This is a genomic window from Mesorhizobium sp. f-mel (genome assembly GCF_053850215.1).
In genome coordinates this window covers 1-25,280 of record NZ_JBSPTO010000037.1, presented here as the reverse complement: position 1 = coordinate 25,280, position 25,280 = coordinate 1, and the positions used below count along the sequence as shown (strand labels likewise).

The 25,280-nt window shown below is 63.8% G+C and carries 25 protein-coding genes; 8 read left to right on the top strand and 17 right to left on the bottom strand.

The genetic code is table 11. From position 1 onward, the window contains the following. Positions 1 to 54 precede the first annotated feature (54 nt). The 5 genes from dnaJ to ACWUKX_RS28095 all read left to right on the top strand — a co-directional run bounded on the left by dnaJ (position 55) and on the right by ACWUKX_RS28095 (position 3,598). Positions 55 to 1,185: a molecular chaperone DnaJ gene (dnaJ, locus tag ACWUKX_RS28115; RefSeq protein WP_065006409.1), complete on the top strand. Its 1,131-nt coding sequence runs from the start codon at positions 55 to 57 to the stop codon at positions 1,183 to 1,185. A 142-nt stretch (positions 1,186 to 1,327) separates the two neighbouring features. Beyond that, positions 1,328 to 1,933 (top strand): phospholipid N-methyltransferase PmtA, encoded by a 606-nt coding sequence (pmtA, locus tag ACWUKX_RS28110; RefSeq protein ID WP_029347837.1) that lies wholly within the window; start codon positions 1,328 to 1,330, stop codon positions 1,931 to 1,933. 59 nt (positions 1,934 to 1,992) lie between these two features. After that, positions 1,993 to 2,589, top strand: coding sequence for an NADPH-dependent FMN reductase (locus ACWUKX_RS28105; RefSeq protein WP_456009935.1), 597 nt, complete (start codon positions 1,993 to 1,995; stop codon positions 2,587 to 2,589). A gap of 20 nt (positions 2,590 to 2,609) precedes the next feature. Then, the gene (pyrF, locus tag ACWUKX_RS28100) at positions 2,610 to 3,293 is read left to right on the top strand and encodes an orotidine-5'-phosphate decarboxylase (protein WP_455848775.1); all 684 of its coding nucleotides are present in this window, start codon (positions 2,610 to 2,612) and stop codon (positions 3,291 to 3,293) included. A gap of 17 nt (positions 3,294 to 3,310) precedes the next feature. Continuing rightward, the gene (locus ACWUKX_RS28095) at positions 3,311 to 3,598 is read left to right on the top strand and encodes a DUF1330 domain-containing protein (protein WP_029347841.1); all 288 of its coding nucleotides are present in this window, start codon (positions 3,311 to 3,313) and stop codon (positions 3,596 to 3,598) included. A 61-nt stretch (positions 3,599 to 3,659) separates the two neighbouring features. On the opposite strand, the gene ACWUKX_RS28090 is transcribed toward ACWUKX_RS28095, so the two are convergent. The 12 genes from ACWUKX_RS28090 to ACWUKX_RS28035 all read right to left on the bottom strand — a co-directional run bounded on the left by ACWUKX_RS28090 (position 3,660) and on the right by ACWUKX_RS28035 (position 14,614). Next, the gene (locus ACWUKX_RS28090) at positions 3,660 to 4,013 is read right to left on the bottom strand and encodes a cupin domain-containing protein (RefSeq protein WP_456009934.1); all 354 of its coding nucleotides are present in this window, start codon (positions 4,011 to 4,013) and stop codon (positions 3,660 to 3,662) included. Between the two features lie 26 nt (positions 4,014 to 4,039). After that, entirely contained in the window at positions 4,040 to 5,425 is a 1,386-nt protein-coding gene (locus ACWUKX_RS28085; protein ID WP_456009933.1) for an NAD(P)/FAD-dependent oxidoreductase, read from the bottom strand. Between the two features lie 24 nt (positions 5,426 to 5,449). After that, positions 5,450 to 6,559 carry an ABC transporter ATP-binding protein gene (locus ACWUKX_RS28080; RefSeq protein WP_456009932.1) on the bottom strand — a complete coding sequence of 370 codons (1,110 nt, stop codon included), beginning with the start codon at positions 6,557 to 6,559 and terminating at the stop codon, positions 5,450 to 5,452. Position 6,560: 1 nt separating this feature from the next. Further along, on the bottom strand, positions 6,561 to 7,346 hold the full coding sequence (locus ACWUKX_RS28075) for an ABC transporter permease (RefSeq protein ID WP_456009931.1): 786 nt from the start codon (positions 7,344 to 7,346) through the stop codon (positions 6,561 to 6,563). Further along, positions 7,346 to 8,230 (bottom strand): ABC transporter permease, encoded by an 885-nt coding sequence (locus ACWUKX_RS28070; RefSeq protein ID WP_095517613.1) that lies wholly within the window; start codon positions 8,228 to 8,230, stop codon positions 7,346 to 7,348. The genes ACWUKX_RS28075 and ACWUKX_RS28070 overlap by 1 nt, the downstream gene beginning before the upstream one ends. 16 nt (positions 8,231 to 8,246) lie before the next feature. Then, positions 8,247 to 9,317: an extracellular solute-binding protein gene (locus ACWUKX_RS28065; protein ID WP_029347850.1), complete on the bottom strand. Its 1,071-nt coding sequence runs from the start codon at positions 9,315 to 9,317 to the stop codon at positions 8,247 to 8,249. Between the two features lie 30 nt (positions 9,318 to 9,347). Continuing rightward, complete coding sequence (locus tag ACWUKX_RS28060) at positions 9,348 to 10,016, bottom strand: helix-turn-helix domain-containing protein (protein ID WP_127316962.1); 669 nt, start codon at positions 10,014 to 10,016, stop codon at positions 9,348 to 9,350. A gap of 113 nt (positions 10,017 to 10,129) precedes the next feature. Beyond that, the gene (locus tag ACWUKX_RS28055) at positions 10,130 to 11,200 is read right to left on the bottom strand and encodes a D-alanine:D-lactate ligase-like protein (RefSeq protein WP_456009929.1); all 1,071 of its coding nucleotides are present in this window, start codon (positions 11,198 to 11,200) and stop codon (positions 10,130 to 10,132) included. A gap of 177 nt (positions 11,201 to 11,377) precedes the next feature. Beyond that, positions 11,378 to 12,259 (bottom strand): SMP-30/gluconolactonase/LRE family protein, encoded by an 882-nt coding sequence (locus ACWUKX_RS28050; protein WP_456009927.1) that lies wholly within the window; start codon positions 12,257 to 12,259, stop codon positions 11,378 to 11,380. After that, positions 12,256 to 12,897, bottom strand: a complete 642-nt coding sequence (locus ACWUKX_RS28045) for a 2-dehydro-3-deoxy-6-phosphogalactonate aldolase (protein WP_456009926.1) — start codon at positions 12,895 to 12,897, stop codon at positions 12,256 to 12,258. The genes ACWUKX_RS28050 and ACWUKX_RS28045 overlap by 4 nt, the downstream gene beginning before the upstream one ends. Beyond that, positions 12,894 to 13,850, bottom strand: a complete 957-nt coding sequence (locus ACWUKX_RS28040; RefSeq protein WP_456009925.1) for a 2-dehydro-3-deoxygalactonokinase — start codon at positions 13,848 to 13,850, stop codon at positions 12,894 to 12,896. The genes ACWUKX_RS28045 and ACWUKX_RS28040 overlap by 4 nt, the downstream gene beginning before the upstream one ends. After that, entirely contained in the window at positions 13,847 to 14,614 is a 768-nt protein-coding gene (locus tag ACWUKX_RS28035; protein WP_456009924.1) for an SDR family NAD(P)-dependent oxidoreductase, read from the bottom strand. The genes ACWUKX_RS28040 and ACWUKX_RS28035 overlap by 4 nt, the downstream gene beginning before the upstream one ends. A gap of 402 nt (positions 14,615 to 15,016) precedes the next feature. Between ACWUKX_RS28035 and gshB the strand changes: the two genes are divergently transcribed. Then, positions 15,017 to 15,958 carry a glutathione synthase gene (gene gshB / locus ACWUKX_RS28030; protein WP_456009923.1) on the top strand — a complete coding sequence of 314 codons (942 nt, stop codon included), beginning with the start codon at positions 15,017 to 15,019 and terminating at the stop codon, positions 15,956 to 15,958. A gap of 182 nt (positions 15,959 to 16,140) precedes the next feature. Further along, positions 16,141 to 17,673: a YifB family Mg chelatase-like AAA ATPase gene (locus ACWUKX_RS28025; protein ID WP_456009922.1), complete on the top strand. Its 1,533-nt coding sequence runs from the start codon at positions 16,141 to 16,143 to the stop codon at positions 17,671 to 17,673. A 359-nt stretch (positions 17,674 to 18,032) separates the two neighbouring features. Here ACWUKX_RS28025 and ACWUKX_RS28020 read toward each other — a convergent pair whose 3' ends face one another. After that, complete coding sequence (locus ACWUKX_RS28020; RefSeq protein ID WP_456009921.1) at positions 18,033 to 18,575, bottom strand: hypothetical protein; 543 nt, start codon at positions 18,573 to 18,575, stop codon at positions 18,033 to 18,035. 326 nt (positions 18,576 to 18,901) lie between these two features. Continuing rightward, entirely contained in the window at positions 18,902 to 21,076 is a 2,175-nt protein-coding gene (locus tag ACWUKX_RS28015; protein ID WP_456009920.1) for a malate synthase G, read from the bottom strand. 241 nt (positions 21,077 to 21,317) lie between these two features. Between ACWUKX_RS28015 and ACWUKX_RS28010 the strand changes: the two genes are divergently transcribed. Continuing rightward, positions 21,318 to 21,743 carry a hypothetical protein gene (locus ACWUKX_RS28010; protein ID WP_456009919.1) on the top strand — a complete coding sequence of 142 codons (426 nt, stop codon included), beginning with the start codon at positions 21,318 to 21,320 and terminating at the stop codon, positions 21,741 to 21,743. A 2-nt stretch (positions 21,744 to 21,745) separates the two neighbouring features. On the opposite strand, the gene ACWUKX_RS28005 is transcribed toward ACWUKX_RS28010, so the two are convergent. The 3 genes from ACWUKX_RS28005 to ACWUKX_RS27995 form a co-directional block, all read right to left on the bottom strand. Next, positions 21,746 to 23,782: a hydantoinase/oxoprolinase N-terminal domain-containing protein gene (locus ACWUKX_RS28005; protein ID WP_456009918.1), complete on the bottom strand. Its 2,037-nt coding sequence runs from the start codon at positions 23,780 to 23,782 to the stop codon at positions 21,746 to 21,748. A gap of 189 nt (positions 23,783 to 23,971) precedes the next feature. Next, positions 23,972 to 24,346: an endonuclease domain-containing protein gene (locus tag ACWUKX_RS28000; protein WP_456009952.1), complete on the bottom strand. Its 375-nt coding sequence runs from the start codon at positions 24,344 to 24,346 to the stop codon at positions 23,972 to 23,974. Between the two features lie 98 nt (positions 24,347 to 24,444). Then, positions 24,445 to 25,068: a CDGSH iron-sulfur domain-containing protein gene (locus ACWUKX_RS27995; protein WP_456009917.1), complete on the bottom strand. Its 624-nt coding sequence runs from the start codon at positions 25,066 to 25,068 to the stop codon at positions 24,445 to 24,447. Positions 25,069 to 25,280 lie beyond the last annotated feature (212 nt).

Sequence of the window (25,280 nt, the reverse complement as noted above, 5' to 3'; positions counted from 1 at the left end):
GGCAAACGACGCAACAAGGCTTCAAGACGTTGAATATCCGGACTGCAGGAAAAGATGAAAGCTGATTTCTACGAAACGTTGGGTGTGCAAAAGGGGGCCGACGAGAAGGAGCTCAAGAGCGCTTTCCGCAAGCTCGCCATGCAGTTCCATCCCGATCGCAATCCCGGCGACCATTCCTGCGAGCACAAGTTCAAGGAAATCAACGAAGCCTACGAGACACTGAAGGACCCGCAGAAACGCGCGGCCTACGACCGTTTCGGCCACGCCGCCTTTGAACAGGGCGGCATGAACGGCGGCGCACACGGCTTCGGCGCCGGCGGCTTCGCCGACATCTTCGAGGATATTTTCGGCGACATGATGGGCGGGCGCCAGCGCCGCTCCTCAGGTGGCCGCGAGCGCGGCGCCGACTTGCGCTACAATATGGAAATCACGCTGGAGGAGGCGTTTACCGGCAAGACCGCACAGATTCACGTGCCGGCCTCGATCTCCTGCACGGAATGCTCCGGCAGCGGCGCCAAGCCCGGCACCCAGCCCGTCACCTGCTCGATGTGCAATGGCCACGGCAAGGTACGCGCCACGCAAGGGTTCTTCTCGATCGAGCGCACCTGCCCGCAATGCCAGGGGCGTGGCCAGACCATCAAGGAGCCGTGCCCGAAATGCGCCGGCCAGGGCCGCGTCACCGAGGAGCGCTCGCTGTCGGTCAACATCCCGGCCGGTATCGAGGACGGCACCCGCATTCGCCTTGCCAATGAGGGCGAGGCCGGCCTGCGCGGCGGCCCGTCGGGCGACCTCTATATTTTCCTGGCGGTCAAGCCGCACGAATTCTTCCAGCGCGACGGCGCCGATCTCTACTGCAAGGTGCCGATCTCGATGACAACGGCAGCACTTGGCGGCTCCTTCGAGGTGGCGACGCTGGACGGCACCCAGACGAAAGTGAAAGTGCCTGAAGGCACCCAGAACGGCCGCCAGTTCCGCCTCAAGGGCAAGGGCATGCCGGTGCTGCGCCAGCACAATGTCGGCGACCTCTATATCCAGACCGCGGTCGAGACGCCGCAAAACCTTTCCCGCCGCCAGCGCGAGTTGCTGGAGGAGTTCGAGCAGGTTTCCTCGAAGGATAATTCGCCGCAGTCGAGCGGCTTTTTCGCCCGCATGAAGGACTTTTTCGAAACCTTCGGCGAGCGCTGATGCCTATTCTCGCCAATCCGGTGTAGAGTGCAATCAAGGCGAGGCTTCCCTAGCGTCATCAACATCTTATACCGGCGTCCGCCTTGCCTTGAACCCCGTAGCTGCTAAGTAGCCTCTCGGGGGAGCGTTCAGGAGAACTTGCATGGCACATGGTCCCGGACTGCGAAAGGCGCTGGCGGAAAAGTTCGACGACGAACTGAAGTTCTTCAAGGGCTGGATCGACAAGCCGAAGGCGGTCGGTTCGATCGTGCCGACCAGTTCCACCACGGCTCGCAAGATGGCCTCCGTCGTCAACCCGAACTCGGGCCTGCCGGTGCTCGAAGTCGGGCCTGGCACCGGCGTCATCACCCGAGCCATCCTCGCCCAGGGCGTAAAGCCTGAAAATCTCTACGCAGTCGAATACTCCCCCGATTTCGTGCGCCATCTGCGCCAGCTCTATCCCGGCGTCAACGTCATCGAGGGCGACGCCTTCAATCTCGATGCGACACTCGGCGACAAGAGCGGCCTGACCTTCGACTCGGTCGTCTCCGGCGTGCCATTGCTCAATTTCCCGGTCGCCCAGCGCATCGCCTATGTCGAAAGTCTTCTCGACCGCATCCCGACAGGCCGCCCGATCGTGCAGCTGACCTACGGCCCGCTGTCGCCGATCCCGCCCGGCCGCGGCGACTACACGGTCGAGCACTTCCATTTCGTCATCCGCAACATCCCGCCAACGCAGCTGTGGATTTACCGGCGCGCGGCGCATTGATCGGAATTTGGGATTTGAGACGTGCCTGGCCTATACCTGTCGGCTGACAATGGGGGCCAATGGCAGTGATCCCGAAAATTCTCGTCTTCGCCGGCTCGATTCGCGCTGGCGCCTACAGCGGCAGGACCGCCGATGTGGCGCAGAAGGAACTCGCTCTGCAGGGTGCCGAGGTAACCCGCATCTCGCTTGCTGACTATCCGCTGCCAATTCTCGACGAGGATTTGGAAAAGGAGAAAGGCATTCCTGAAAACGCCATCAAGCTTGCCCGGCAGATCGCCACCCATGACGGGCTGCTGATCGCGACGCCCGAATATAACGGCTCGATCCCGCCGCTGCTCAAGAACGCCATCGATTGGGTGAGCCGCGTGCGAATGGATGGCGGGCGGTCGTTCAGGCCGTTCACCGGCAAGCCCGCCGGCCTTTGTTCGTCTTCCAAAGGACATTTCGCCGGGGTACGCTGCATCAACCATCTGCGCGCCGTGCTGGTGCGCTGCAAGATGGAGGTGGTGACGCCGGAATGCTCGGTGCCGGAGGGCGGCAACGCCTTCGACGAGGACGGAAATTTCAGGGACGAGAGACTGCACAGATCGATGGAGCACCTATGCCGCACGCTGATCGAAACCTCGCGCATGCTGTCGACGCGGATCGAGGCGTGATCCAGGAGCGCGCCAGCACCATGCAAGACAGGCTGATCGTCGGCCTCGACGTGCCGACGCTGAAGGGCGCCGAGAAGGCGGTGCGTGAGCTCGACGGGATCGTCTCCTTCTACAAGATCGGCTACCAGCTCGCCTTCGCCGGTGGCCTCGATTTCGCCCGCGAGCTCGCCAGCGGCGGCACCAGGATCTTCCTCGACATGAAGCTGCTCGACATCGACAACACGGTAGCCAAGGGTGTCGAGGCCATTGCCAGGATGGGCATGACCATGCTGACGCTGCACGCCTATCCGAAGACGATGAAGGCAGCGGTCGAGGCCGCCAGGGGCAGCGATCTTTGCCTGCTTGGCGTCACCGTGCTGACCTCGATGGACGAGCAGGACGTGATCGACGCCGGCTATGAACATGACCCGCATACGCTGGTGCTGAGGCGCTCCGAACAGGCGCTGCATGCCGGCATGGGCGGCATCGTCTGCTCGGCCGAGGAAGCGGAAGCGGTGCGCCGGATCGTCGGGCCCAACATGGCCGTCGTCACGCCGGGAATACGGCCCAAGGGCAGCGACCATGGCGACCAGAAACGCGTGGTGACGCCGGCGCAGGCGATCCGGAACGGCTCCAGCCATCTCGTCGTCGGCCGGCCGATCGTCGGCGCCGCCGACAGGCGAGCGGTCGCGGAAGCGATCCTTGACGAAATGCGCTCGGCCTAACAATTCGGAGAAGAAGCATGCCCAAGGGATACTGGATCGCCCGCGTCGATGTGCGCGATGCGGAAGGCTACAAGGACTATGTCACTGCCGCCAAACCGGCTTTCGATCGCTTCGGCGCCGTTTTCCTGGCACGAGGCGGTGCGCATGAAAAGGCGGAAGGGCCGGGCCGCGACCGCAACGTAATCATCGAGTTTCCGTCATTGGCTGCGGCGCACGATTGCTATCACTCGCCGGAGTATCAACGCGCCGTGACGATCCGGCAGAAAGTAGCCGACGGCGAGATCGTGCTGGTCGAAGGGGTTTAGTTCGACCGCCGTGGCGCGCGTGGTCTCATCGGAAATGCAGGCGAGCATGCACCTGCAGCGATCAAACCGAATGCAGGATGTAAAGCTTGCGCGTTTTCTCGTGTATGGTCCATTCGCCCTGCCAGCCAAGCGGCAGAATAAGCAATTCGCCGGGTCCGACATTTTTGGCCGCGCCCTCGGGACCGTGCAGCGTCACGCGGCCTGAGACGATGTGGCAGATCTCGGAATTCGTGTCGCGGCGCGCGGTGAACCGGCCCTGCGAACATTCCCAGACACCGACTTCGATCTTGCCATCATCCGAAGCCCAGAGGGTGTTGGCTGCTTCCAGCTGATCGCCTTCCACCGAGGTGGGTTTCGGCTGGGGCTCACCGAGGTCGATATGCGCAAGGTGGGCGAAGGTCTTGAAGTCGATCATGCTGTATCTCCTCGAGGTGATGCGGTTCAATGCCCGGTGATGCGGTCTGCCAGGGCCGCTAGCCGCGAAGTGCGCGGCAGCCCCTTTGCTTCCCTCTCGTCGGCAATTCGATAGAGCTGATACATCGAATGGACGCCCAGCCAGCGCAGCGGCTCTGGCTCCCACTTGCGCACGGTTCGATTGACCCAGGGAAGCCGCGTCAGCTCGGTGTCGTTGTCCAGCAGAAGATCCCTCAATGTGCGTCCCGAGAGGTTCGAGGTGGAAACGCCGAGGCCGACATAGCCGCCTGCCCAGCCTATTCCGGTCTGCTTGTCAAAGCCCACTGTCGTGCACCAGTCCCGCGGCACGCCGAGCGTTCCACACCACGCATGGTCGAGCTTGAGCCCCTTGGTCTGCGGCAGAAGCGTCGTCAGGATCTTGTGCAGCTTGTCGATCGTCGCCTGCTGGGTGACGCCTCGAAGGTCGGTTTTCGAGCCGAACCGATAAGGCACCCCGCGTCCGCCCATGGCAATGCGTCCTTCCCGGGTGCGCTGCGCGTAGCAGTAAGTGTGCGCGGCATCGCCGAGCACCTCGTAGCCATCCCAGCCGATTTCGCTCCACAGCTTGTCGGACAACGGCTCGGTGACCACGATGGCGCTGTTGAGCGCCAACCAAAGTCTCTCGTGGCCCGCGATTCCCGCAGTGAAACCCTCGGTCGCCCGCACGATCTTTTCCGCGCGCACCACGCCTCGGCTGGTTGTGACCTTGCCTTTTTCGATCGACAGCACGGTTGTCTGTTCATAGATCGGCACACCGAGGCGCTCCACTGCCTTGGCGAGCCCCTGCACTAGCTTTGCGGGCTGAACCCGCGCAACCTTCTTGATGACGAAGGCGCCGCGCGCGTTGTGCACCGCTATGCGCCGACGCATCTCGGCTGCATCGATATACCCCACACGTTCGTCAGTCAGCTCCCAGGACCTGGCATGGGCATACATCGCCTTGGCGCGCTGCTCCTGCGCCTCGTTGGTTGCGACCAGCAGTTCGTCGGTGCGGCGAATGTCGGCGTCGATGCCTTCGGTTTGCGCGACCGATATGACCTCGTCGACCGTGCCCATCATTGCCGCCTGCATGGCAACGACTCCAGCGCGCGACGATGCCTTCTCATATTTTTCGCGCGACCATGAGAACCCGCCGGACAGCCAGCCGCCATTGCGTCCCGAAGCACCGAAGCCGGCGAACTCCTTCTCGACGATGACAATGTTGAGGTGGGGCGCTGCCTGCTTCAGATAATAGGCGGTCCAAAGGCCGGTATAGCCGGCGCCGACGATGCAGACGTCGGCCATGATATCGCCCTGCAGCGGCGGCCGATAGCCGGGCACGCCGCCGATGTCGGCATACCAGAATGAAACGTCGCCGTTCTTCTTCACGTCCATTGTCGAGATTTTCCCAGATAGGATTCAGGTCAGCGTGAAATCGGCGTTTTCGTCGTCCGCCAACAGCTTCACGTCGCTGCCCGCGAATACGAGATCAACCTCGTCGCCGATGGCGAAGGTCTCGGCGTCCAGCGAAGAGCGCACGATCGCCTTGGAGGTGTCGGCCAGCACGACCTCGTATTTGGAGCCCGATCCGAGGTAGATGGCCTCGCCGATGCGCCCGGGCAGGGTGTTTCGATCCTGTCCGCCCTTCCCCCGTCTGGCGAGGCTCAGCTTCTCCGGCCGCAGCAGCATCACGGGTTTGGCGCCGTCGGCAAGGCGTTTGGCGGCAGCCACTTTCCGCCCTTCTATGTCAATGGCGGTCTCGTTCCCGGAGGTGGAGGCTGCGCCGCGCAGTATCGTCGAGTCGCCGACGAATTTTCCGACGAACAAGGTCTCGGGCTCGTCGTAGAGCTGGCGACCGGTGCCGATCTGCTCGACGCGTCCCTGGTTGAACACGGCGATGCGGTCCGAGAGGACCAGGGCCTCCTCCTGGTCGTGCGTGACATAAACGAAGGTGGTGCCCAATTCGCGGTGGATCCGTTTGATTTCGAGCTGCAGCCATTCACGCAGCTTCTTGTCGAGCGCGCCGAGCGGCTCGTCCATCAGAAGCAGCGGTGGGCCGAATACGATGGCACGCGCCAGTGCGACGCGCTGCTGCTGCCCGCCGGAAAGCTCGCTGGGGAAGCGGTGGCCGAAATCCGCCATCTTCACCATGTCCAGCGCCTTGCGCACCCGGGCCTCGCGATCGGGATTGGCGATGCCGCGCAAGGTCAGCGGATATGCGACGTTCCTGCTGACCGTCATGTGCGGGAACAGCGCGTAGTGCTGGAAGACCACGCCGATGTTGCGTTTATGCGCCGGTACGCCGATGACGCTCCTGCCGCCGACATCAAGCGAACCCGAACTGACCTCGGTGAAGCCGGCGATGACGTTGAGCGTGGTCGTCTTGCCCGAACCGCTGGGCCCAAGCAGCGTCATGAACTCCCCCGGCTTGATGCCTAGCGAGACTTTATCGAGAGCGATGAAGCTGCCATAGTGTTTGCTGACGGATTTGAGATCGATGGCTGCGCCGCGAGTGGATGGTGAGGCCATGTCAACGTCTTCCCTGTCTCGAACCGATCAACAGCCCCGCCCCGATCACCAGCGACGTAGTGATGAAGAGCAGCGTGCCCACCGCCGCAACGGTGGGATCGGCGTCCCGGGTAATGCTCGAGAATATCTGGACCGGCAGTGTCTTCAGATAAGGGCTGGTGATGAACAGCGCGACGATGATCTCGTCGAATGAGGTGACGAACGCAAACAGCAGGCCCGACAGGATGCCCGGCGCGATCAGCGGCAACGTCACCGTCCTGAACGCCGTCAGCCGGGTTGCGCCGAGGCTGGCCGCAGCAGTTTCCAGCCGTTTGTCGAAGACTTCCAGGCTGGCGGAGACGGCGATGATGACGAAAGGAACGGCGAGCATGGTGTGGGCAAGCACGAAGCCGGTCATGGTGCCGACCAACCGCGTATCGAGATAGACCGCATAGATTCCAACGGCGAGCACCACCCCCGGCACGACCATTGGCGTGATCAGCAGCGCGCGCAGCACGCCGCTGACGCGGCTTTTCATGCGATCGAGGCCGAATGCCGCCAGCGTGCCGATGACGGTGGCGAACACCGCCGTGACAACGGCGACCTTGAGCGAACCGATCAGGCTCGCCGACCATTCGGGGTTGGTGAAAAAGTTCTGGTACCACTGCCAGGAAAAGCCGGATGGCGGAAAGGCCAGCGACTTCTTGTCGTTGAACGACATCGGCACGACGACGATTGTCGGTGCGACCAGCCAGACCGCGACGAGCAGGCAGTACAGACCGAGCAGGATTCGACCGGGCTGTTTCATCAGCGTCTCGAGCCCGTCTTGTGCGGTTGCCTCGACAGCGGTGCTGCGAGCGCGAGCAGGACGAAGGTCGCGATCAACAGCACCACACCCATCGCACCGCCGCGGCCCCAGTTTAGCAGGCTGAGCACCTGGTTCTGGATCAGGGTCGAGAGCATGGTCGAACGCGGACCGCCGAGCAGCGCGGGGGTGATGTAGAACCCGAGCGCAAGAATGAACACGATGATGGCGCCTGCGTAGACGCCAGGAAGCGAGAGCGGCAGATAAACCTGGGCAAAGGCGCGCGCCGGGCTCGCGCCAAGGCTCCGTGCCGCCTGCATGAGCCGCAGGTCGATCGTTTTCATCACCGAATAGAGCGGCAGGATCATGAACGGCAGCAGCACCTGCGCCATGCCGATCACCACGCCTGTCTGCGTGCGGATCAGCTTGACCGGACCAAGGCCGACTGCCCGGATGACGGAGTTGATCACGCCGGAATCCTGCAAAAGGATAACCCATGCCAGGGTGCGCACCACACCGCTCACCCAGAACGGCACCAGCACGCACAGGATGAGGACGAGCCGCATCTTGGGTCCGACTGCGGTCATCACATAGGCATAGGGATAGCCGGCAATGAGACATACCAGCGTCACCCAGGCGGAGATCGCGAAGGTGCGCTGAAGTACGGTCAGGTTGACCGGTGTGCCGAAGAACCAGGCATAGTTCTGCCATCCCCATTGCGGCTCGGAAAAGCTGCGCAAGGTAACGATGGCGAGCGGCAGACCCAGGCAGATGACGAGCAGCAGCAGCGCCGGCGCGACGAGCCAGAAAGCCTGTCCACGAAACCAGCGCCGCCGGTCGTCTGCGGCGACAGCCGGAACAGTGTTCCGGCTGTCGATTGCTCTCATTGCCACGGTGGCGGACCTAGTTGCCCGCCATCAACGCGTTCCACTTTTCGTTCGCCACCTCGAAGTTCTCCACCCAGAACTTGATGTTCTGCTGGTAACCGAGCTTCAGCTTGTCCGGCGTGTTGGTCATGAACGCCGCTGTGATCTCGTCCACTTCGGGCTTCGCGTCCTTGTGGATCGGGGTATACGAGGTGGTTTTTGCAAGCGTCTCCTGGGCGCTCTTGCCGACATAGGCGTTGATCAGCGCATGCGCCGCGTCGGGGTCCTTGACGCCCATCGGAATGGTCATCTGGTCCATCACGACCAGCCAGTCCTGCCACGCCGGCGTGTACTTCGCGCCGTTCTTCACCGCAGTCATGGCACGTCCGGTCCACATCGCGATCATGTCGGCTTCGCCGGATTCCGCGAGCTGCTGGGAATCGGCTCCGGTCTTCCAGAAGATCGTGTCCGGACCGAGCGACCTCACCTTCTCGATCGCCTTGTCGATATCGGCAACCGTCATGTTTTCCACCGATCCGCCGGCGGCGAGCAATGCCTGCTCGATCATGCCGCCGGAGAGATCGCCGCTGCCCTCCAGAGCGCGCGAGCCCGGGAACTTCTCGATGTCGAAGAAATCCTTCCAGCTCTTGGGCGGGTTATCCTTGTACTTTTCGGTGTTGTACATCAGCACCACGCCATAGTTCATGGCCGGCACACTGCATTCGCTGATCTGGCCCTCCGGAATGTTAGACGTATCGATCTTCGAGAAGTCCAGCTTCTGGAACAGCTTGCCGCAATAGACGTAGGGCGGGAAATCGCCGGTATCGACAACGTCCCAGGTGACATTGCCGGACTCGACCTGCGCCTGCAGTTTCGAGATTTCGGTTGGCCCGTCGCTGAGCAGCGTCACTCCGGACTTGTCGACGAACTCCTTCAGCGCGGCGATCTGACCATCCTGGTAAATGCCTCCATACGAGACGAAGGTAAGCGTCTTGCCCTTTAGCGAGCCCTCGGCCACCTCGCCCGCCACGGGCTTGCTCTGTGCAAGCGCTGCGGTGGTGATCATCAACAGCCCGAGTGCGGCCACCTGTCCGATCTTGGTCTTCATAGTTTTATCTCCCATTTATGTGCACCCGCATTAGTTCGGTTCGCCCGGCTGCGAGCCTTGTCCGGGCGTGTATCGATTGAGTTCCGCCGCGCCGCTGGTCGGTGGCGCGATGATCCAGAGCACCTGCGCTGGCGTCTTGCCGATGTTTGCAGTGCGATGCGGCGTCGAGGTTGCGTATTCGATGCTGTCGCCCTCGTTCATGACGAAGCGCTCGTCTGCCAGCGTCAGCTCGACTGTTCCCTTCAGAACGACGAACATCTCGTGCTTGCCGCCATGCGTGTAAGCATCGTTGCCGGTCGAACCGCCGACGTCGAAATCCCCCGAATAAACCTCGAACTCATGGATCGGCCGCCGCGACAGCAACGTCTTTCGACAGCCGTGGCTGATCGGCAGCAGTGGGCGGTCGCCTCTGGTGAGCACCTTGTGGAACCCACCTTCGGTCTGCTCGAACAGGTCGTTGATGCCGAGATCCAACGCAGCCGCGATCCGCATCAGGGTGCTGGCGCTGGCGCCGCTCAGATTGCGCTCGAGCTGGCTGATGAAGCTCGCCGTCGTGCCGACCATGTCGGCCAGCTGGCGAAGCGAAATGCGTCGGGCCGTGCGAATGGCCTTGATCCGCCCACCGACATGCTTCGCCTTGTCCGCGTCCGCCGCTGCCAGCGCGGCCACGTCCGGGGATGTCGCAAGGTCGACTTTCACCGCGTGCCTCCTTCACTTAACACCCTATTAAGTGAGGTGCCGGAACGCAAGCGATTTGTCGAGATACGATACGATCCTGGGTCGCCGAGGGCAGCTTCACGCAGGATTTCTGCTCAGGACGCGGCCATTCGGTTAAAACGGCTCGCCGCGGTCTCGGCCATCGCATCGGCGAGGCCCATCTCCCATTGCGTGCGGCAATAGGCGCGGAAATCGAAGCAGGGCAGGCCGGGGCAGACCTCGAATTCGATGAGATGGACGCTGTCGACGGCTTCGACCCGGAAATCGATGGAAAATACATCTCGCAGGCCGAGCCCGGTCATCAGGCTTTGCGCGATCCGTCGGATCTTTGCATCGGCTCGCGGCTGGCTGGCGGCGACCGGCAGCAGCTCGGGCTCGGCGTATGTCCCCGCCTCCCTGGCAGCCTCGCCGGTGTCGCCATAGAGCGCCAGGCTGTCTGCCATGGTCTGGAAATCACCGCCCGAATCGACAAAGGCGACGCCGAGCGCCTCGACGCCGGTGTCCGGCTTCAGGCCGAGATAGCTCGCGCGCACATTGCGCCCGGCTACATAGGGCTGCACGACGACGTCGTCGCGATAGGCGGCGAACACACGCCGGCTAAGGTCCAGCGCATGGCCGAGATCGGCACAGCGCGAGTCCCGCCAGATGCCGATCTTGGCGCCGAGCCGGTTCGGCTTGACAAACCAGCCTGCCGGCGAGGCTGGCGGCTCGACCAGCCAATGACCGTCGCGGGCCAAACCGGATTGCGGCACCGGCAGGCCGAGTGCGCCAAGCACGGCGCCGGAGCGGAACTTGTCCTGGCACAGCGCAAACAGCGCGTCATCGGCACCGATCACCTTCAGGCCATTCAGCCGTGCCAAAGCAGGTGCGGCGCCGCCACGGAAATAGGCGATGCCGTCGGTCAGCGTCCAGACAAGCGTGGACTTTGGGCCCTCGCCGGCGAGAGCGCTCGCGGCATCGTCGAGCGCCACTGCAACAAAGGACAGGCCGCGTGTCAGGCAGGCTGCGGCCAGCGCATCGAACTCAGAGGCGATGTCGGTCGATTGCGCCAGATACGAGGCGATTTCGGCGGCGCGCGCCGCCACGTGGCCATCGGCGACCAGCCGGTCGAAGCAAGCCTTTTCCGGCTCGTAGACAAGGATCAGCTTCGGCTTGCGGCTTGACATGGGATGAACGATTCCCGGGGATGAACGGGTCCTGGCAGCGCGATTGCCTACCATCGCACGGCGAATGTATCAGGCCTTCGCGGAAAACCGACGTCAGCCGGACGCCTGCACGACAGTGCTGGGCGATCTTCTTGTTTGACCATGATCTTTTCCGAACCAAAGGTTCGGGATCATGGTCTAGGCGATCAGCACGCGCGGCTCGAAGCGGCCGTTGACTGGAATGTCGAGCAGAAATGTCATGCCGGCTTGCGGGTCCAGCAGGCGCTGCTTCTCATTCTTGCCCGACCAGGCTGAAGTCACCGCCAGCCGGTCGGCATTCCCGCCGACAAAGGCCGGGCAAGACGGTTGCGTCACCGGCATCGCGACCGAACGGATGAGCTTGCCGTCAGGCCCGTAGGCTTCGATGACGCTGCCGCCCCAGCAGGCGTTCCAAAGAACACCGTCGCGATCGAGCACCGAACCGTCGATATAGCCCTTGGCCTTGCGATGATCGACGAAGATCTTCGGTTCGCCGACCGGCAGGCCGGTCGCTGGATTGCAGGCGACGCGCATCAACAGGCCGGTGCTGGTATCGGTGTAACAGGCGACCGTTCCGTCCTCGGAAAAGCAGATCGAGTTCGACACGGTGATGTCCGAATAGAGCCGACGCAGCTCCCCCTTGAAGAACCAGTAGATCGAGCCGGCGGCCTTTTCCTCGCCCTTGCCCATCGTGCCGACCCAGAAGGCGCCGCAGGGATGGACGCGCGAATCATTCGAGCGCGTCACCGGATTGTCGGCCTCGATCGCCGTGTGCAGCGTCATCTTGCCGGTCGCGACGTCGCGGACATGCAGGCCGGTTTCGGTAGCGATCAATTGTCTGTTGTCATCGATGACGGCGATGGCGCTGGCCATCTGGCCAAGCTCGTGGATTTTGACCGCACCGCCGGAAAGGTGCTTTTCCAGAAGCTGGCCGTTGACGATGTCGAACCAGTAGAGCGTATCAGTGGCGGGGTCATAGCTCGGGCCTTCGCCGAGCTGGCAGACATGGTCGGAAAGAACAGAAACGATGGCTTCGTTCATCGCACTGCTCCAAACGCCGCATCCCAGGCGACAACTGCGGCCTGTGCTCGCGTTGCCACCTCATCCACGTTCATACCGGGCTTGAACAGGCTGGAGCCGAGGCCGAAGACGCCGACGCCAGCAGCTTTGTAGCCGGCAAAGTCCTTTTCCGACACGCCACCGACCGCGCCGACCAGCATATCGGAAGGCAAAACCGCGCGCATCGCCGCGATGCCGGCCGCGCCGAGCACGCTGGCCGGGAAGAATTTCAGCGCCGAGGCGCCGAGCCGGACCGCCTGGAAGGCCTCGGTCGGGGTGAACACGCCGGGCATCGTCACCATGCCGTAATTCATCGCGCGACCCATGACCTCGGCATCGATGTTGGGGCTGACCAGTAGCCGCCCGCCGGCCTTTTGCAACCCGTCGACATCGGCCGCGGTCAGCACAGTCCCGGCGCCGACCAGTGCCGTCGCCGGCAGCGCCTCCGCGATCCTTGCGATCGAGGCGAAGGGTTCCGGCGAATTGAGCGGAACTTCGATCGCTTCGATGCCGGCCTCGAAGATCGCCCGGCCAATGGCCACCGCCTCATCCGGCTTGAGGCCGCGCAAGATGGCGACAAGGCCGCGCTCGAGCTTCGGAAATGGTGCGGTCTCGGTCATGCGGCAACTCCGCTTCCAGCAATCATGCCATTTTCGCGCGCCGCCTCGATCAGGCCCGCACGCACCGCCTCGTCGGCATCGACGGTCCGAACCGCGAGTCCAGCAAGGCCGAGCGCCTCCGTGTACAGCGCGCCGAGCGCGCCGGAAGCGACCAGCACGACCGACCCGCTCTTCCCATAGCGCCGGCTGGCCGAGGCGATCTCGCCGCCGATCAGCAGGCCGGACAGGCAAGCAGCGGCATCGTCGGGCTTCAGGTCCTGAAGCAGGCCAGCGGCGCGGATCGAGAACAGTCTCGACGTGACATCGCCGCCGTCGGCAAGCGCTTGCTCGCACCAGCGCCGGAAAAACGGATTGCCTGGTGCAACCGGCTGGGGCTGCTCGCCCAGCGAATGGCGCAGGATCGAATGCGCCGCCAGCACCGAAAACAGCTCGCCGGTCGGCCACGTGCCGAAACCGGCAACAGCGCCTTCCTCGACCAAAACCCATTTCGAATGGGTCCCGGGCATGCAGACGAGATGACGGCCTTTTGCCGGCATGCCAGCGCCGGCAAGCTGCGTTTCCTCGCCGCGCATGACGTCGGGCGCATCGGCCTGGCGCTGGGCAAGCCCCGGCACGATACGGATGTCGCGGCGCTGGCCGGGGATGCGCGCAGCGCCGGCAAGGATGGCGCCGATCGGCGCCGGCACGGTGACATAGGGCGCCTCCAGCCAGCCCTGGCGCGAGCCGGCCATGCCGCAAATGATGACGGGCATCGCTTCCGGCGCGCCCATCGCCACCAGATGTCCTTCGAGGACGGTCGAAAACCCGGCGGCCTGCGCAGTGATCAGCCCGTCGTCGCCGCGGCGCTCGGCAAGGACGTTTCCGGCCTCATCGATCAGCCAGACCCGGAGACGGGTTGTGCCCCAATCGACGGCGGCAACGGCCGGCACCTTGTTCGGAAATCCTGGGCTCACAGGAAGCCCCCATCGACGATCAACATCTGTGCGGTCAGCATCCGCGAAGCGTCCGACGCCAGGAACAGCACCGTGCCGACAATGTCTTCCGGCTGCATCACCTGCTTGATGCACTGCTTGGCAACGTGGGCGGCGAGCGCCTGTTCGGTGACCCAGAGCTCCTTCTGCCGCTCGGTGATCACCCAGCCGGGTGCGATCGCATTGACGCGAATGCCGTCGGCGCCGAGCTTGCCGGCAAGCCCCTTGGTCAGGCCGACGATGCCGGCCTTGGCGGCGGTATAGGCCGGCATGTCGGGGTGGTTGATCAGAAACGACGTCGACGTGAAGTTGATGATCGAGCCGCCGCCGGCGCGCTTCATGCCCGGCGCTACCGCCTGTGCGGAGAAGAAATGCGGGCGCAGGTTGACCGCCTGGTTGTTGTCCCAGAATTCCACGGTGACATCTTCCACTGCGTGGCGATCATCAAGTGCTGCATTGTTGACCAGCACGGTGACGTCGCCATGCGCTTCGGCCGCCTTGGCGGCTGAAGCCCGCAGCGCCTCGACATCGCGTATGTCTGTCGTGAGATAGAGAGGCCGGCGGCCGAGATCCTTCTCGATGCGGTCGGCCAGCGCAAGGCTCGGGCCATCGGCGATGTCGATGAAGGCGACCTTCGCTCCCTGGCGGGCAAAGCCCTCGGTCAGCGCCGCGCCGATGCCGGAGCCGCCGCCGGTGATCAGCACCGAGGCACCTTGAAGGTCGGCAAAGCGTGCCGATGGCATCATTTTTTTCTCCCTGCGCATGACCCCGGAAATCGGTTTCGATTTTCGGAAAGGATCATGCGCAAAATCAAAGTGCTACAGCGTCCTTTGCGCGTCCAAAAGGACGCGCGGCGCTGTAGGCTCAGTCGGCGCGCATCCTAGCCAGCCCGGTCGGGGGAGCAAGGGAGAAAAACCGATTCCCGAGGCTTATATCAGACAAAAAGACGATCACGCCCCACTACGCGTCCTTGCAGCGGCGGCCAACCCCACGAGGCATCGAGCGCACGCACAGCCTCGCTTTGTCTGCAACTGGCCGACAGACGCCCCGCTTGCAGCAGGCAATCCTCAAAATGTCGCGATTGGCAGATGACCGGCGAGGTTGTAAGGGCAAGCACAGCTGCCCATCCGATCCGCCGGAGATCCGCCATGCCTCTGAAAATCGCCGTCCAGATGGACCACATCTCCACCGTCTCGATTGCCGGCGACACGTCTTTCGCGCTGTCGCTGGAAGCGCAGCGGCGCGGCCACCAGCTGTTCCACTACACGCCCGACCGATTGTCGCTGCGCGGCGGCAAGGTGTTTGCCCGCATCGAGGAAATGCAAGTCCGCGATGAGAAGGGCAACCACTATTCGCTCGGTGAAGAAGTCCGCACCGACCTGTCGGAGATGGACGTCGTCCTGCTCAGGCAGGATCCGCCGTTCGACATGAACTACATCACCACGACGCACATCCTCGAGCGCATCCATCCCAAGACACTGGTGGTCAACGACCCGGCGTGGGTGCGCAACAGCCCGGAAAAGATCTTCGTCACCGAATTTCCCGACCTGATGCCGGAAACGCTGATCACCAAGGACCCGCTGGAGGTCGCCGCCTTCCGCAAGGAGTTCGGCGACATCATCGTCAAGCCGCTCTACGGCAATGGCGGCGCCGGCATCTTCCACCTGCACGAGGCCGACCGCAACCTTGCCTCGCTGCTCGAGATGTTCGGCCAGATGTTCCGCGAGCCCTATATCGTGCAGCGCTACCTGATGGAGGTGCGCAAGGGTGACAAGCGCATCATCCTGATCGACGGCGAGCCGGTCGGCGCCATCAACCGGGTGCCGGCCGAGCATGATTCACGCTCCAACATGCATGTCGGCGGCCGCGCCGAAAAAACCGAACTGACGGCGCGCGAACGCGAGATCTGCGCCCGCATCGGCCCGTCGCTGAAGGAGCGCGGTTTTATCCTCGTCGGCATCGACGTTATCGGCGACTACATGACCGAGATCAACGTGACGTCGCCGACCGGCATTCGCGAGGTGAAACGCTTCGGCGGCGCCGACATCGCCAGCCTGTTCTGGGACGCGGTCGAGGACAAACGCAAGTAGCGGCCATTGCCTGGCGGAACAGCGTTTTCCGACCGATAGCCGATGCAGCGTCATCGGAACGTAGCGTTCCATTGTTCCCGTAATGTTCTTGCCTTCGCCCGAAATCTATGGTTGTCTCTGGTAACGCCGTTCGCGGCATGATCGCATGGGCTTCGGGCGAGCTCATATCCGGGGGCAGAGAAATGGTTGCGCGGGTTCGTACGGTCGCTTTCCAGGGCATCGAGGCCGTGCCGGTCGACGTGCAGGTGATGATCGCACCGGGCAAGGTCAACATGCACATCGTCGGTCTCGGCGACAAGGCGGTGGCCGAGAGCCGGGAGCGGGTGCAGGCGGCGCTGCATGCGTCGGGCCTGTCGATGCCGTCGAAGAAGGTCACGGTCAATCTGGCGCCGGCCGACCTGCCCAAGGAAGGCAGCCATTACGATTTGCCGATCGCGCTCGGCCTGATGGCGGCATTGGGGGCCATTCCGGGCGACATGCTGGCCGGCTATGTCGTGCTTGGCGAGCTGTCGCTCGACGGCACCATCGCCGCGGTGGCCGGCGCGCTGCCGGCGGCGATCGGCGCCAATGCCGAAGGCAAGGGCTTGATCTGTCCTTTCGCCTGCGGGCCGGAAGCGGCGTGGGCCGGCAAGGATTTCGACATTCTGGCGCCGCGCAGCCTGATTGCCATCGCCAATCATTTTCGCGGCACGCAGGTCCTGTCGCGGCCGGAGGCCGGCATCCATGCCTCGGCGCGCGACCTGCCGGATCTGGCCGACATCAAGGGCCAGGAGAGCGCCAAGCGGGCACTCGAAGTGGCGGCGGCCGGCGGGCATAATCTCTTGATGGTCGGACCGCCGGGATCGGGAAAATCGATGCTGGCGCAGCGGCTGCCGTCGATCCTGCCGCCGCTGGCGCCGAGGGAATTGCTCGAAGTCTCGATGATCGCGTCAGTGGCCGGCGAACTCGGCGAAGGCAAGCTGACCGACCGGCGGCCGTTCCGCGCCCCGCACCATTCGGCCTCGATGGCGGCGATGGTCGGCGGCGGCCTACGGGTGCAGCCGGGCGAGGCCTCGCTTGCCCATCACGGCGTGCTGTTCCTCGACGAGTTTCCCGAATTCTCGCCGCAGGCGCTCGACGCGCTGCGCCAGCCGCTGGAGACCGGCGACTGCATGATCGCCCGCGCCAACCATCGCGTCACCTATCCGGCGCGCATCCAGCTGGTCGCGGCGATGAACCCGTGCCGCTGCGGCATGGCCGGCGAGCCGGGCTATCGCTGCCTGCGCGGCGACCGTTGCCGCACCGACTACCAGGCGCGCATTTCCGGCCCGCTGCTCGACCGCATCGATCTCCGGATCGAGGTGCCGGCGGTCTCGGCCAGCGATCTGATCCGGCCGGACCGGGCGGAGAAAAGTGCCGCGGTGGCGCTGCGCGTCGCGCGCGCCCGGACAATCCAGCGCGAACGTTTCGAGCGGCTCGGCGCGACCACTGCCACCACCAACGCGCATTGCTCGCCCTCGGTCATCGAGGAGATCGCGATGCCGGATGCATCAGGCCTGTCGCTGCTCAGGGACGCCAGCGAAAAACTCGGCTTTTCCGCGCGCGCCTACCACCGGGTGCTGAAAGTGGCGCGAACGCTGGCCGATCTCGAGGCCAGCGAGACGGTCGGCCGCATCCATCTGGCCGAGGCGATTTCCTACCGCATGAGCTCGGAGCGAATGGCGCAGGCGGCGTAGAGTGCAATGTTCGGCGCCGGAAAGCTTGCCCGCCGAGCAGCCAGCAAGCCTATACATCGGTTCTGGGCTGCCGGGTCATCTCAAGGAGCTCGACGCGCAGTTGCTGCCTTCGGGAAGAGCGATCGTCGCCAGGTCGGCCAACCAGACGCCGTCGGCCGCCAGCCTGGCGATTTGCGCAGCGCATGTCGCCATCGGTTGCGCGGTGCCGCCGCTCGAAGCGGGTCTGGAACCAGCTGACCCACAATACGCGCGGATCGGCGTCGGTCAGCCTGCGGGCCGGAAGCGGCCCGGGCCGGCAAGGTATTCGACATTCCGGTGCTATGCAGCCTGACCGCAATCGCCAGTCATTTCCGCGGCGGCTACTTAACCGGGATCATGAGATGTGCGTATGGAGTGCCCGCCCACATCACATATGGCCTGGACGTGTCAGGTTTGGGGTCAGCCGGATAGCCCTGCATCATGTCCGTTGCGTTGACGATCATCACGTGCGGTCCAGTCTCCACCCAATTGTTGCCTTCCTCAGGCTTCGTCGCATAAGGATCGGTGTTGCTGCCATCGGTGCCGCCGGACAGCATATACATGAAGCCGACCTTGCCCTTGGGCGGTTCCTTTTTTCCCATCCACGCCACTGCCCATTCCATCGCGTTGGCATCGCCACACATTGGATCTGGGCCAGGCGTGGCCGGGTTGTCCGGCATGCACCAGGAGCCGTTTGTGCCCTCGCGCAGTGTGCGCATTGCACCCTTCTCATCCATGGCGTGGATCGTAGCGCCGCTTCCTACAGCGGGGGGTGCGGCGGATTCAGCGCTCTTGATCATCGCAGCGTCATCGGCGGCTGCGCCTTGAATCGCAAACAAACTGCCCGCCGCCAAAAGGGCAGCGACCGTTAGAAGCCGTTTCATGGCCGTTCTCCGGTTTTGAGTTGATCTTGTGCATGATGTCAGACGCACGGCCTCCCAGAGCCGTTTGTCGGTGATTAAAATCGTAGCAGATCGCATGCACCGGGACACGACGTTTTAGGAATGTCTAATATCTGTCGGGTGAGTCATGCTGAAGTTCTGCTGCATTAATCCGTGCATTTCTCTGTGTTGAACATCCGGCATGTTTTTTCCCGAGATGCTCTGGAGCGGGCTGCGACATGCCTTCGGCCTGAGCAGGGTAGGCGCAAAAATTTCTACCCACCTAAAAACGCCCGGAGTGAGGCCAGCACGTTTGCAACGGCGGCTTGCTATCCAGCTCTTTCCTTCGCCTTCAGCTCCAGCCGCCGTGCGTGCAGGACCGGTTCGGTGTAGCCGTTGGGCTGGACGCGGCCCTTGAAAACGAGGTCGCAGGCGGCGAGGAAGGCGATGGACCTGTCGAAGTCGGGCGCCATCGGCCGGTAGAGCGGATCGCCTGCGTTCTGGCGGTCGACGACGCCAGCCATGCGCTTCATCGTCTCCATCACCTGGTCTGAGGTGCACACGCCATGGTGCAGCCAGTTGGCGATATGCTGCGAGGAGATACGCAGCGTGGCGCGGTCCTCCATCAGGCCAACGTCATTGATGTCAGGCACTTTCGAGCAGCCGACGCCCTGGTCGATCCAACGAACGACATAGCCCAGAATGCCTTGCGCGTTGTTGTCGAGCTCCTTCTGGATTTCTTCTTGAGACCAGTTCGGCCGCGCCGCGACCGGCACCGACAGGATGTCATCGAGCTTTGCCTTCGGCCGGCTCTTCAGCGCCACTTGGACGGCGTGGACATCGACCTGGTGATAATGGGTGGCGTGCAGCGTCGCAGCCGTCGGCGACGGCACCCAGGCGGTGTTGGCGCCGGCCTTGGGGTGGGCGATCTTTTCCGCCAGCATAGCCGCCATCAGATCAGGCATCGCCCACATGCCCTTGCCGATCTGGGCGTGGCCGGCCAGCCCGCATTCCAGCCCGGTATCGACGTTCCAGGCTTCGTAGGCCGAAATCCAGGCGGCCTGCTTCATGTCGCCCTTGCGGATCATTGGGCCGGCTTCCATCGAGGTGTGGATCTCGTCGCCGGTGCGGTCGAGGAAGCCGGTGTTGATGAAGACGACGCGCTCTTTGGCGGCGCGGATCGCCTCCTTGAGGTTGACCGTGGTGCGGCGCTCCTCGTCCATGATGCCCATCTTGATGGTATTTTCCGCCATGCCGAGCAGGGCTTCGACGCGGCCAAAGATCTCGACGGCGAAGGCGACCTCCTCCGGCCCGTGCATCTTCGGCTTCACCACATACATCGAGCCGGCGCGCGAGTTTTGCCGGCGTCCGTTCGGCCCGATATCGTGCAGCGCGATCAGCGCCGTCATCGCCGCATCCATGATGCCTTCCGGCACCTCGTTGCCGTCGCGGTCAAGGATCGCCGGATTGCTCATGAGGTGACCGACATTCCTGACCAGCATCAGCGAGCGGCCGGGCAGCGTCAGCGTGCCGCCGCCGCGCGAGGTGTAGCTGCGATCCGGGTTGAGCTTTCGGGTAAAGGTCTTGCCGCCCTTGGTGATCTCTTCCGCCAAGTCGCCCTTCATCAGGCCGAGCCAGTTGCGGTAGACGATGACCTTGTCCTGCGCATCCACCGCTGCGACCGAATCCTCGCAGTCCTGAATGGTGGTCAGCGCCGATTCCAGCACGACGTCGGCAATGCCGGCCGGATCAGTCTTGCCGATCTGGTTGCTGCGGTCGATTGATATCTCGATATGCAAGCCATTCCTGGTGAGCAGGACGGCTTCGGGATTGGCCGCATCGCCGCGATAGCCGGCAAACTGTTTGGGGTCGGCGAGCGTGGTGGCGCCGGCGCCCCCGCCCAGCCGCAACATGCCGTTGGCAACCGAAAGTCCGTTCACCCCAGCCCATTTGCCTGTCGTCAGCGGCACCGACTCGTCGAGGAAACTTTTCGCCCAGGCGATGACTTTTGCGCCGCGTGCGGGATTAAACCGCCCGCCCTTCTCGGCGCCGCCGGTCTCGGGAATGGCATCGGTGCCGTAGAGCGCATCGTAGAGCGAGCCCCAGCGCGCATTGGCGGCATTCAGCGCGTAGCGCGCATTCATCACCGGGACCACCAATTGCGGCCCGGCGACCACCGAAATCTCCGGGTCGACATTTTCGGTCGCGACGGAGAAGGCCGGCCCTTCCGGCATGAGATAGCCGATCTCCCTCAGGAACCCCTTATAGGCTTCCATGTCGCTGGGCGCGCCATTGTCGCGATACCAGCGGTCGATCTGGTCCTGCAGGGCGTCGCGCTTTTCGAGCAGCGCCCGGTTCTTCGGCGAAAGATCGTGCACGATGGCCGCAAAGCCGGTCCAGAACGCGTTGGCTGCAATGCCGGTGCCCCGCAGCGCCTCGTTCACGACGAAATCATAAAGCTCGCGGGCAATCCGCAATCCGGCGATTTCGACGCGATCGGTCATCAGGGTGTCTCCAAGATGAAGGCTTTGGCCGGGCCTTTGGCATGTCAGGGTAGCACGGTCAATTCAGCTTAGGGTGAAGGGGAGCTATTTTGGTCCACTTCGTCATCTCAGGCAGGAGCGAAAAGACGTCGCGGGGCATAAGCGGCTATGTTCAATCGCATATCGGGTCAATTTTCTCATTCCAGTAAACCCGGCCTTATACATTGCCTGTCAAATGAAGAAGACATTTTGGAGTTGGCCGATGTTGAGATTTGCCTGGCTTACTTTTGTTCTATTCTCTCTTGCATTCGCCGGCGCTGGTCCTGCCGCGGCTGCTGATGCCGAATTCATCGGCACCTGGCAGCAGGTTTACTCGACCGGCGGCAAATGCAGCGATTGCACAGTCGTCATCCACAGCGGCAATCCCGGCCTGCAGGTCGCTGCGAGCAATGGCTGGACCGCCGATCTGAAAGCAGAAACGATCAATGGAGAAGCTGCGTTGATCGGAAAAGGCACTTGGGCGGGGTCAACATCGGCAGGCGCTAAGGCCAGAGGCTTGGCGGCCGCCTTCAAGATTCATCAAAAGCGGCTGATTTTGGTCATGCAGATCGTCGATCCCAATGGCAGCCGCATACGGGTAAACGCAGTTTTCGAGCGACTTGCAACCGCGCCCAAATCCTCCATCTGACATCACACCGCAATCCTTGGCCTGCCGGACGCCACCGCCACCACATGCGCCTCGATGAACATGCGCTGACCCTCGACGGTGGAGACGCGGAATTCGCTGGCGATTTCGATCTCGGCGCTGTCGGTCCCGGCGTCCCTGGCCCGCCCGGCGGCTATCGCCCGCACATCGGTCTCCGCCGCGGCGATCGCCGCCGCCTCGTCGACAAAATCGCGCACGGTTTCGCCTGACGCGACGCGAAACAGCCCCTCCTTGGGCTGGCTGACCCGCGCTTCCGCCGAAACCCTGACCTGGCCGACGACGGCGCCGAGCGCGTTGGCGACGTCGGTATCCTCGGGCACCACGCAGCCATTGCCGACCAGCTCGGCCAGGCCGGCATAGTGCAGCGGCGCCGAGGCGCCGAGGCCGATCACCGGACGGTCGAGCGCGACGCTGAGCCGTGCGATGCCGGGATGCGCGTCGACGGCGCGCTGGACCAGCGCATGGGCAACGGTCGCCGCGCCATCCAACCCGTCCTCGGCAAAGGCGGTTTCGAGGATGTATTCCGCCGACCAGCGCGTCAGCGTCACCAGCACCCGCTCGGAGATCGCCTCCGGCGTCGCGGCGATGAACTGGCCGCGGCCGTCGCGCTTGCGGGTGAACAGTTCGGCGCCGAGCCTCGCGGTGGCGGCATCCCAGTTGGCCTGCTTGCCCAGCACATGGGCGGCGTCCGACGGCGTGAAGCCCGAAATATGCACCAGGCCGCGCGACACCAGCCGGTTCAGGGTGGCGTTCTGGGCGTTCGAGGTGAGCAGCCTGTCGAGGGCGAGCGGCACGCTGCCGATCGCCTCGTACAGCCTCGCTTCCGGAGCGGTGAGGCCGGCGGCGAGCCGCTCCGGCACGCCGGTGCGCACCGCGAAGCGGCCATCCATGCGGCCGGGGTTCGGCGCCCGCAGTTGGCGCTCCAGTTCTGAGGTGACGGCTTCGCCATGCACCATGCCGGCCAGCGCCAGCGGCACCAGGCGGCGCGGCCCGAGCAGGATTTTCGGGCTGAGCACGCCGTCCTCCAGCGCCACTTCGGAATCGCCGCCAAGCCCAAAAGTGCGCATGGCCACCGCCTCGACCATGGTGCGGAAGCCGCCGACGGTGGCCCCTTCCGGATCGAGCCTGGGACGGCCCTTGTCGAGCACGGCGACGTCGGTGGTGGTGCCGCCGATGTCCGATACCACGGCATCGTCGAGGCCGGTCATGTGGCGGGCGCCGACCAGGCTGGCGGCCGGCCCGGACAGGATCGTCTCGATCGGCCGCTGGCGGGCAAAGGCGGCCGAGACCAGGGCGCCATCGCCACGCACCACCATCAGCGGCGCCGCGATGCCACGGTGGCCAAGAAAACCTTCGGTCGCCGCGACCAGCCGGTCGATCATCGAGATCAGCCTGGCGTTGAGCAGCGTCGTCAGCGCCCGGCGCGGGCCGCCGAGCTTGGCCGAAAGCTCGTGGCTGGCGGTGACCGGCAGGCCGGTTTTTTCCCGGATGACGTCGCGAGCGGCGAGCTCATGCGCCGGGTTGCGGGTGGCGAAATAGGCGCAGACGGCAAAGCCAGACACCGTGGCGCCGAGTTCCGGCAGCACCGCCTCCAGCCCGGACAGGTCGAGCTTTGCCGCATTGCCGTGGACATCGTGGCCGCCGGGGCAGAACACCACCGGATCGGTGGCGAGTGCCGCCTTCAGCCCGTCGCGGGCAAGGTCGCCCTCCGAAAAGCCGATCATCACCAGCGCGACGCGGCCGCCCTGGCCTTCGACCAGCGCATTGGTGGCCAGCGTCGTCGACATCGACACCAGTTTTATCGCCGCAGGGTCGGTGCCGGCTTTTTGCAGCACCGCATCGACCGCGCCCGAAATGCCGACCGCCAGATCGTGGCGGGTGGTAAGCGCCTTGGCCTTGGCCAGTACTTTTCCGCTGTTCGGTCCCTGTTGCGGGCCGCCGGCTTCCGACCACAGCACGGCATCGGTATAGGTGCCGCCGGTGTCTATGCCGAGGAACAGGGGTTTGGTCTTGGCGGTCATTGGCGGGTCCGGAGATTTTGCGTTCCCGCCCCTTAGCCGATACGGGCCGGCGGATAAAGGCGGGAGAGGTGGGCCAACAGGCGATGACCGTGGTGACGGCCAATCTCCCCCCAAGTGGGGGAGATGTCCGGCAGGACAGAGGGGGCGCTGTCCCGCCGGCCTCGCCGTGGTTACATCCGCTCCGGCCGTTCATTCAGACGCACGCCCTAGGCCAGCCACAATCACAATATGCTGGCAGACATTGTCGATGTCGCGGATAATCTCGTCATTCCAGAAGCGCAGGACGGTCCAGCCATCCTGTTCCAGACGCAATGTCCTTACCTCGTCGCCGGCGACCGCATCACCTTGCGCATGCTGGAAGCCGTCAACCTCGACGATCAGTTTCTTCTCCGGGCAAGCGAAGTCGACGATATAGCAGGCGATGGGCAATTGTCGGCGGAAGCCAAGCCCCATCAGTCGATGCGCGCGACGTTCGTTCCAGAGCTTCAATTCAGCTGATGTCATGACCTTGCGCATCGATCTGGCATTTGCGCGATGTTTTGGAGGCAGTGGCGTGTGAGGCATTGTGCTTGTGAAATTAGCGCTCCACGGCGCCCCCCTCTGTCCTGCCGGACATCTCCCCCACGAGGGGGAGATTGGCAGTTTCGGCTGCAACGTCAGCCTTACCCCACGAACCCCACCTTCTTATGCGTCCCGTCGCAAAACGGCTTGTTGGCCGAATGGCCGCAGCGGCAGAGGAAGGTGCGTTGGGTGCGATCGACGGTGTGCCCGGTGCCGGTGACGATCTCGACATTGCCCTCGAGCTTGAGCGGGCCGTTGGTGGTCGGGGTTACCGTCAGCGGGCCATTCCTCGCGTCTAGCGCCGGCGTGTCCTTCAGTGGCGGCTCGCCGGTGGCGGAAAAACCTGATTTGGTGTGGCTGCCGTCGCAGAACGGCTTGTTTTCCGAATCGCCGCAGCGGCACAGCGTGGCGCGATAAAAATTCTCGTCGCCGAGCACGATCTCGGCATGCAGCGCCAGCGGGCCGTTTTCCCGAATGCGCACGGTGTTGACCACCGGCGGCCTTTCCTGCGGCCCACCATCCTTTCGGACATAGGTGATGGCGCCCGACGGGCAGCTCTCGGCAATTGCGACGATCTTCTCGACGCTGGCCGCCTCGGGGTGGATCCACTGGCCGGGTGCGTTGGGCACGAAGACACGCGGGTCGCCAAGCACGCAGTTGCGCGAATGGATGCAGCGCCGGCCGGAAAAGCCGACGTCGATTTTTTCGCCCTCGACCACTGCCATGCGGTGTCTCCTGTTCGTGTCAGGCTAGGGCAGCCGTGCGGACGGCGTCAAGCCGTGAAGGGTGCCCCCTATCTCCCCTTTTGGGTGGGGAGATAGCCACGTGGAAATTGGTGCAGGCGGCCGAGCGAGTAATCTCCCCCCTTGAGGGGCTGTTGCACAGTTGCGAGCGGAATCTGGCGGCGGCGAGATTGCAGCGGTTGTTCGCTTGTTTG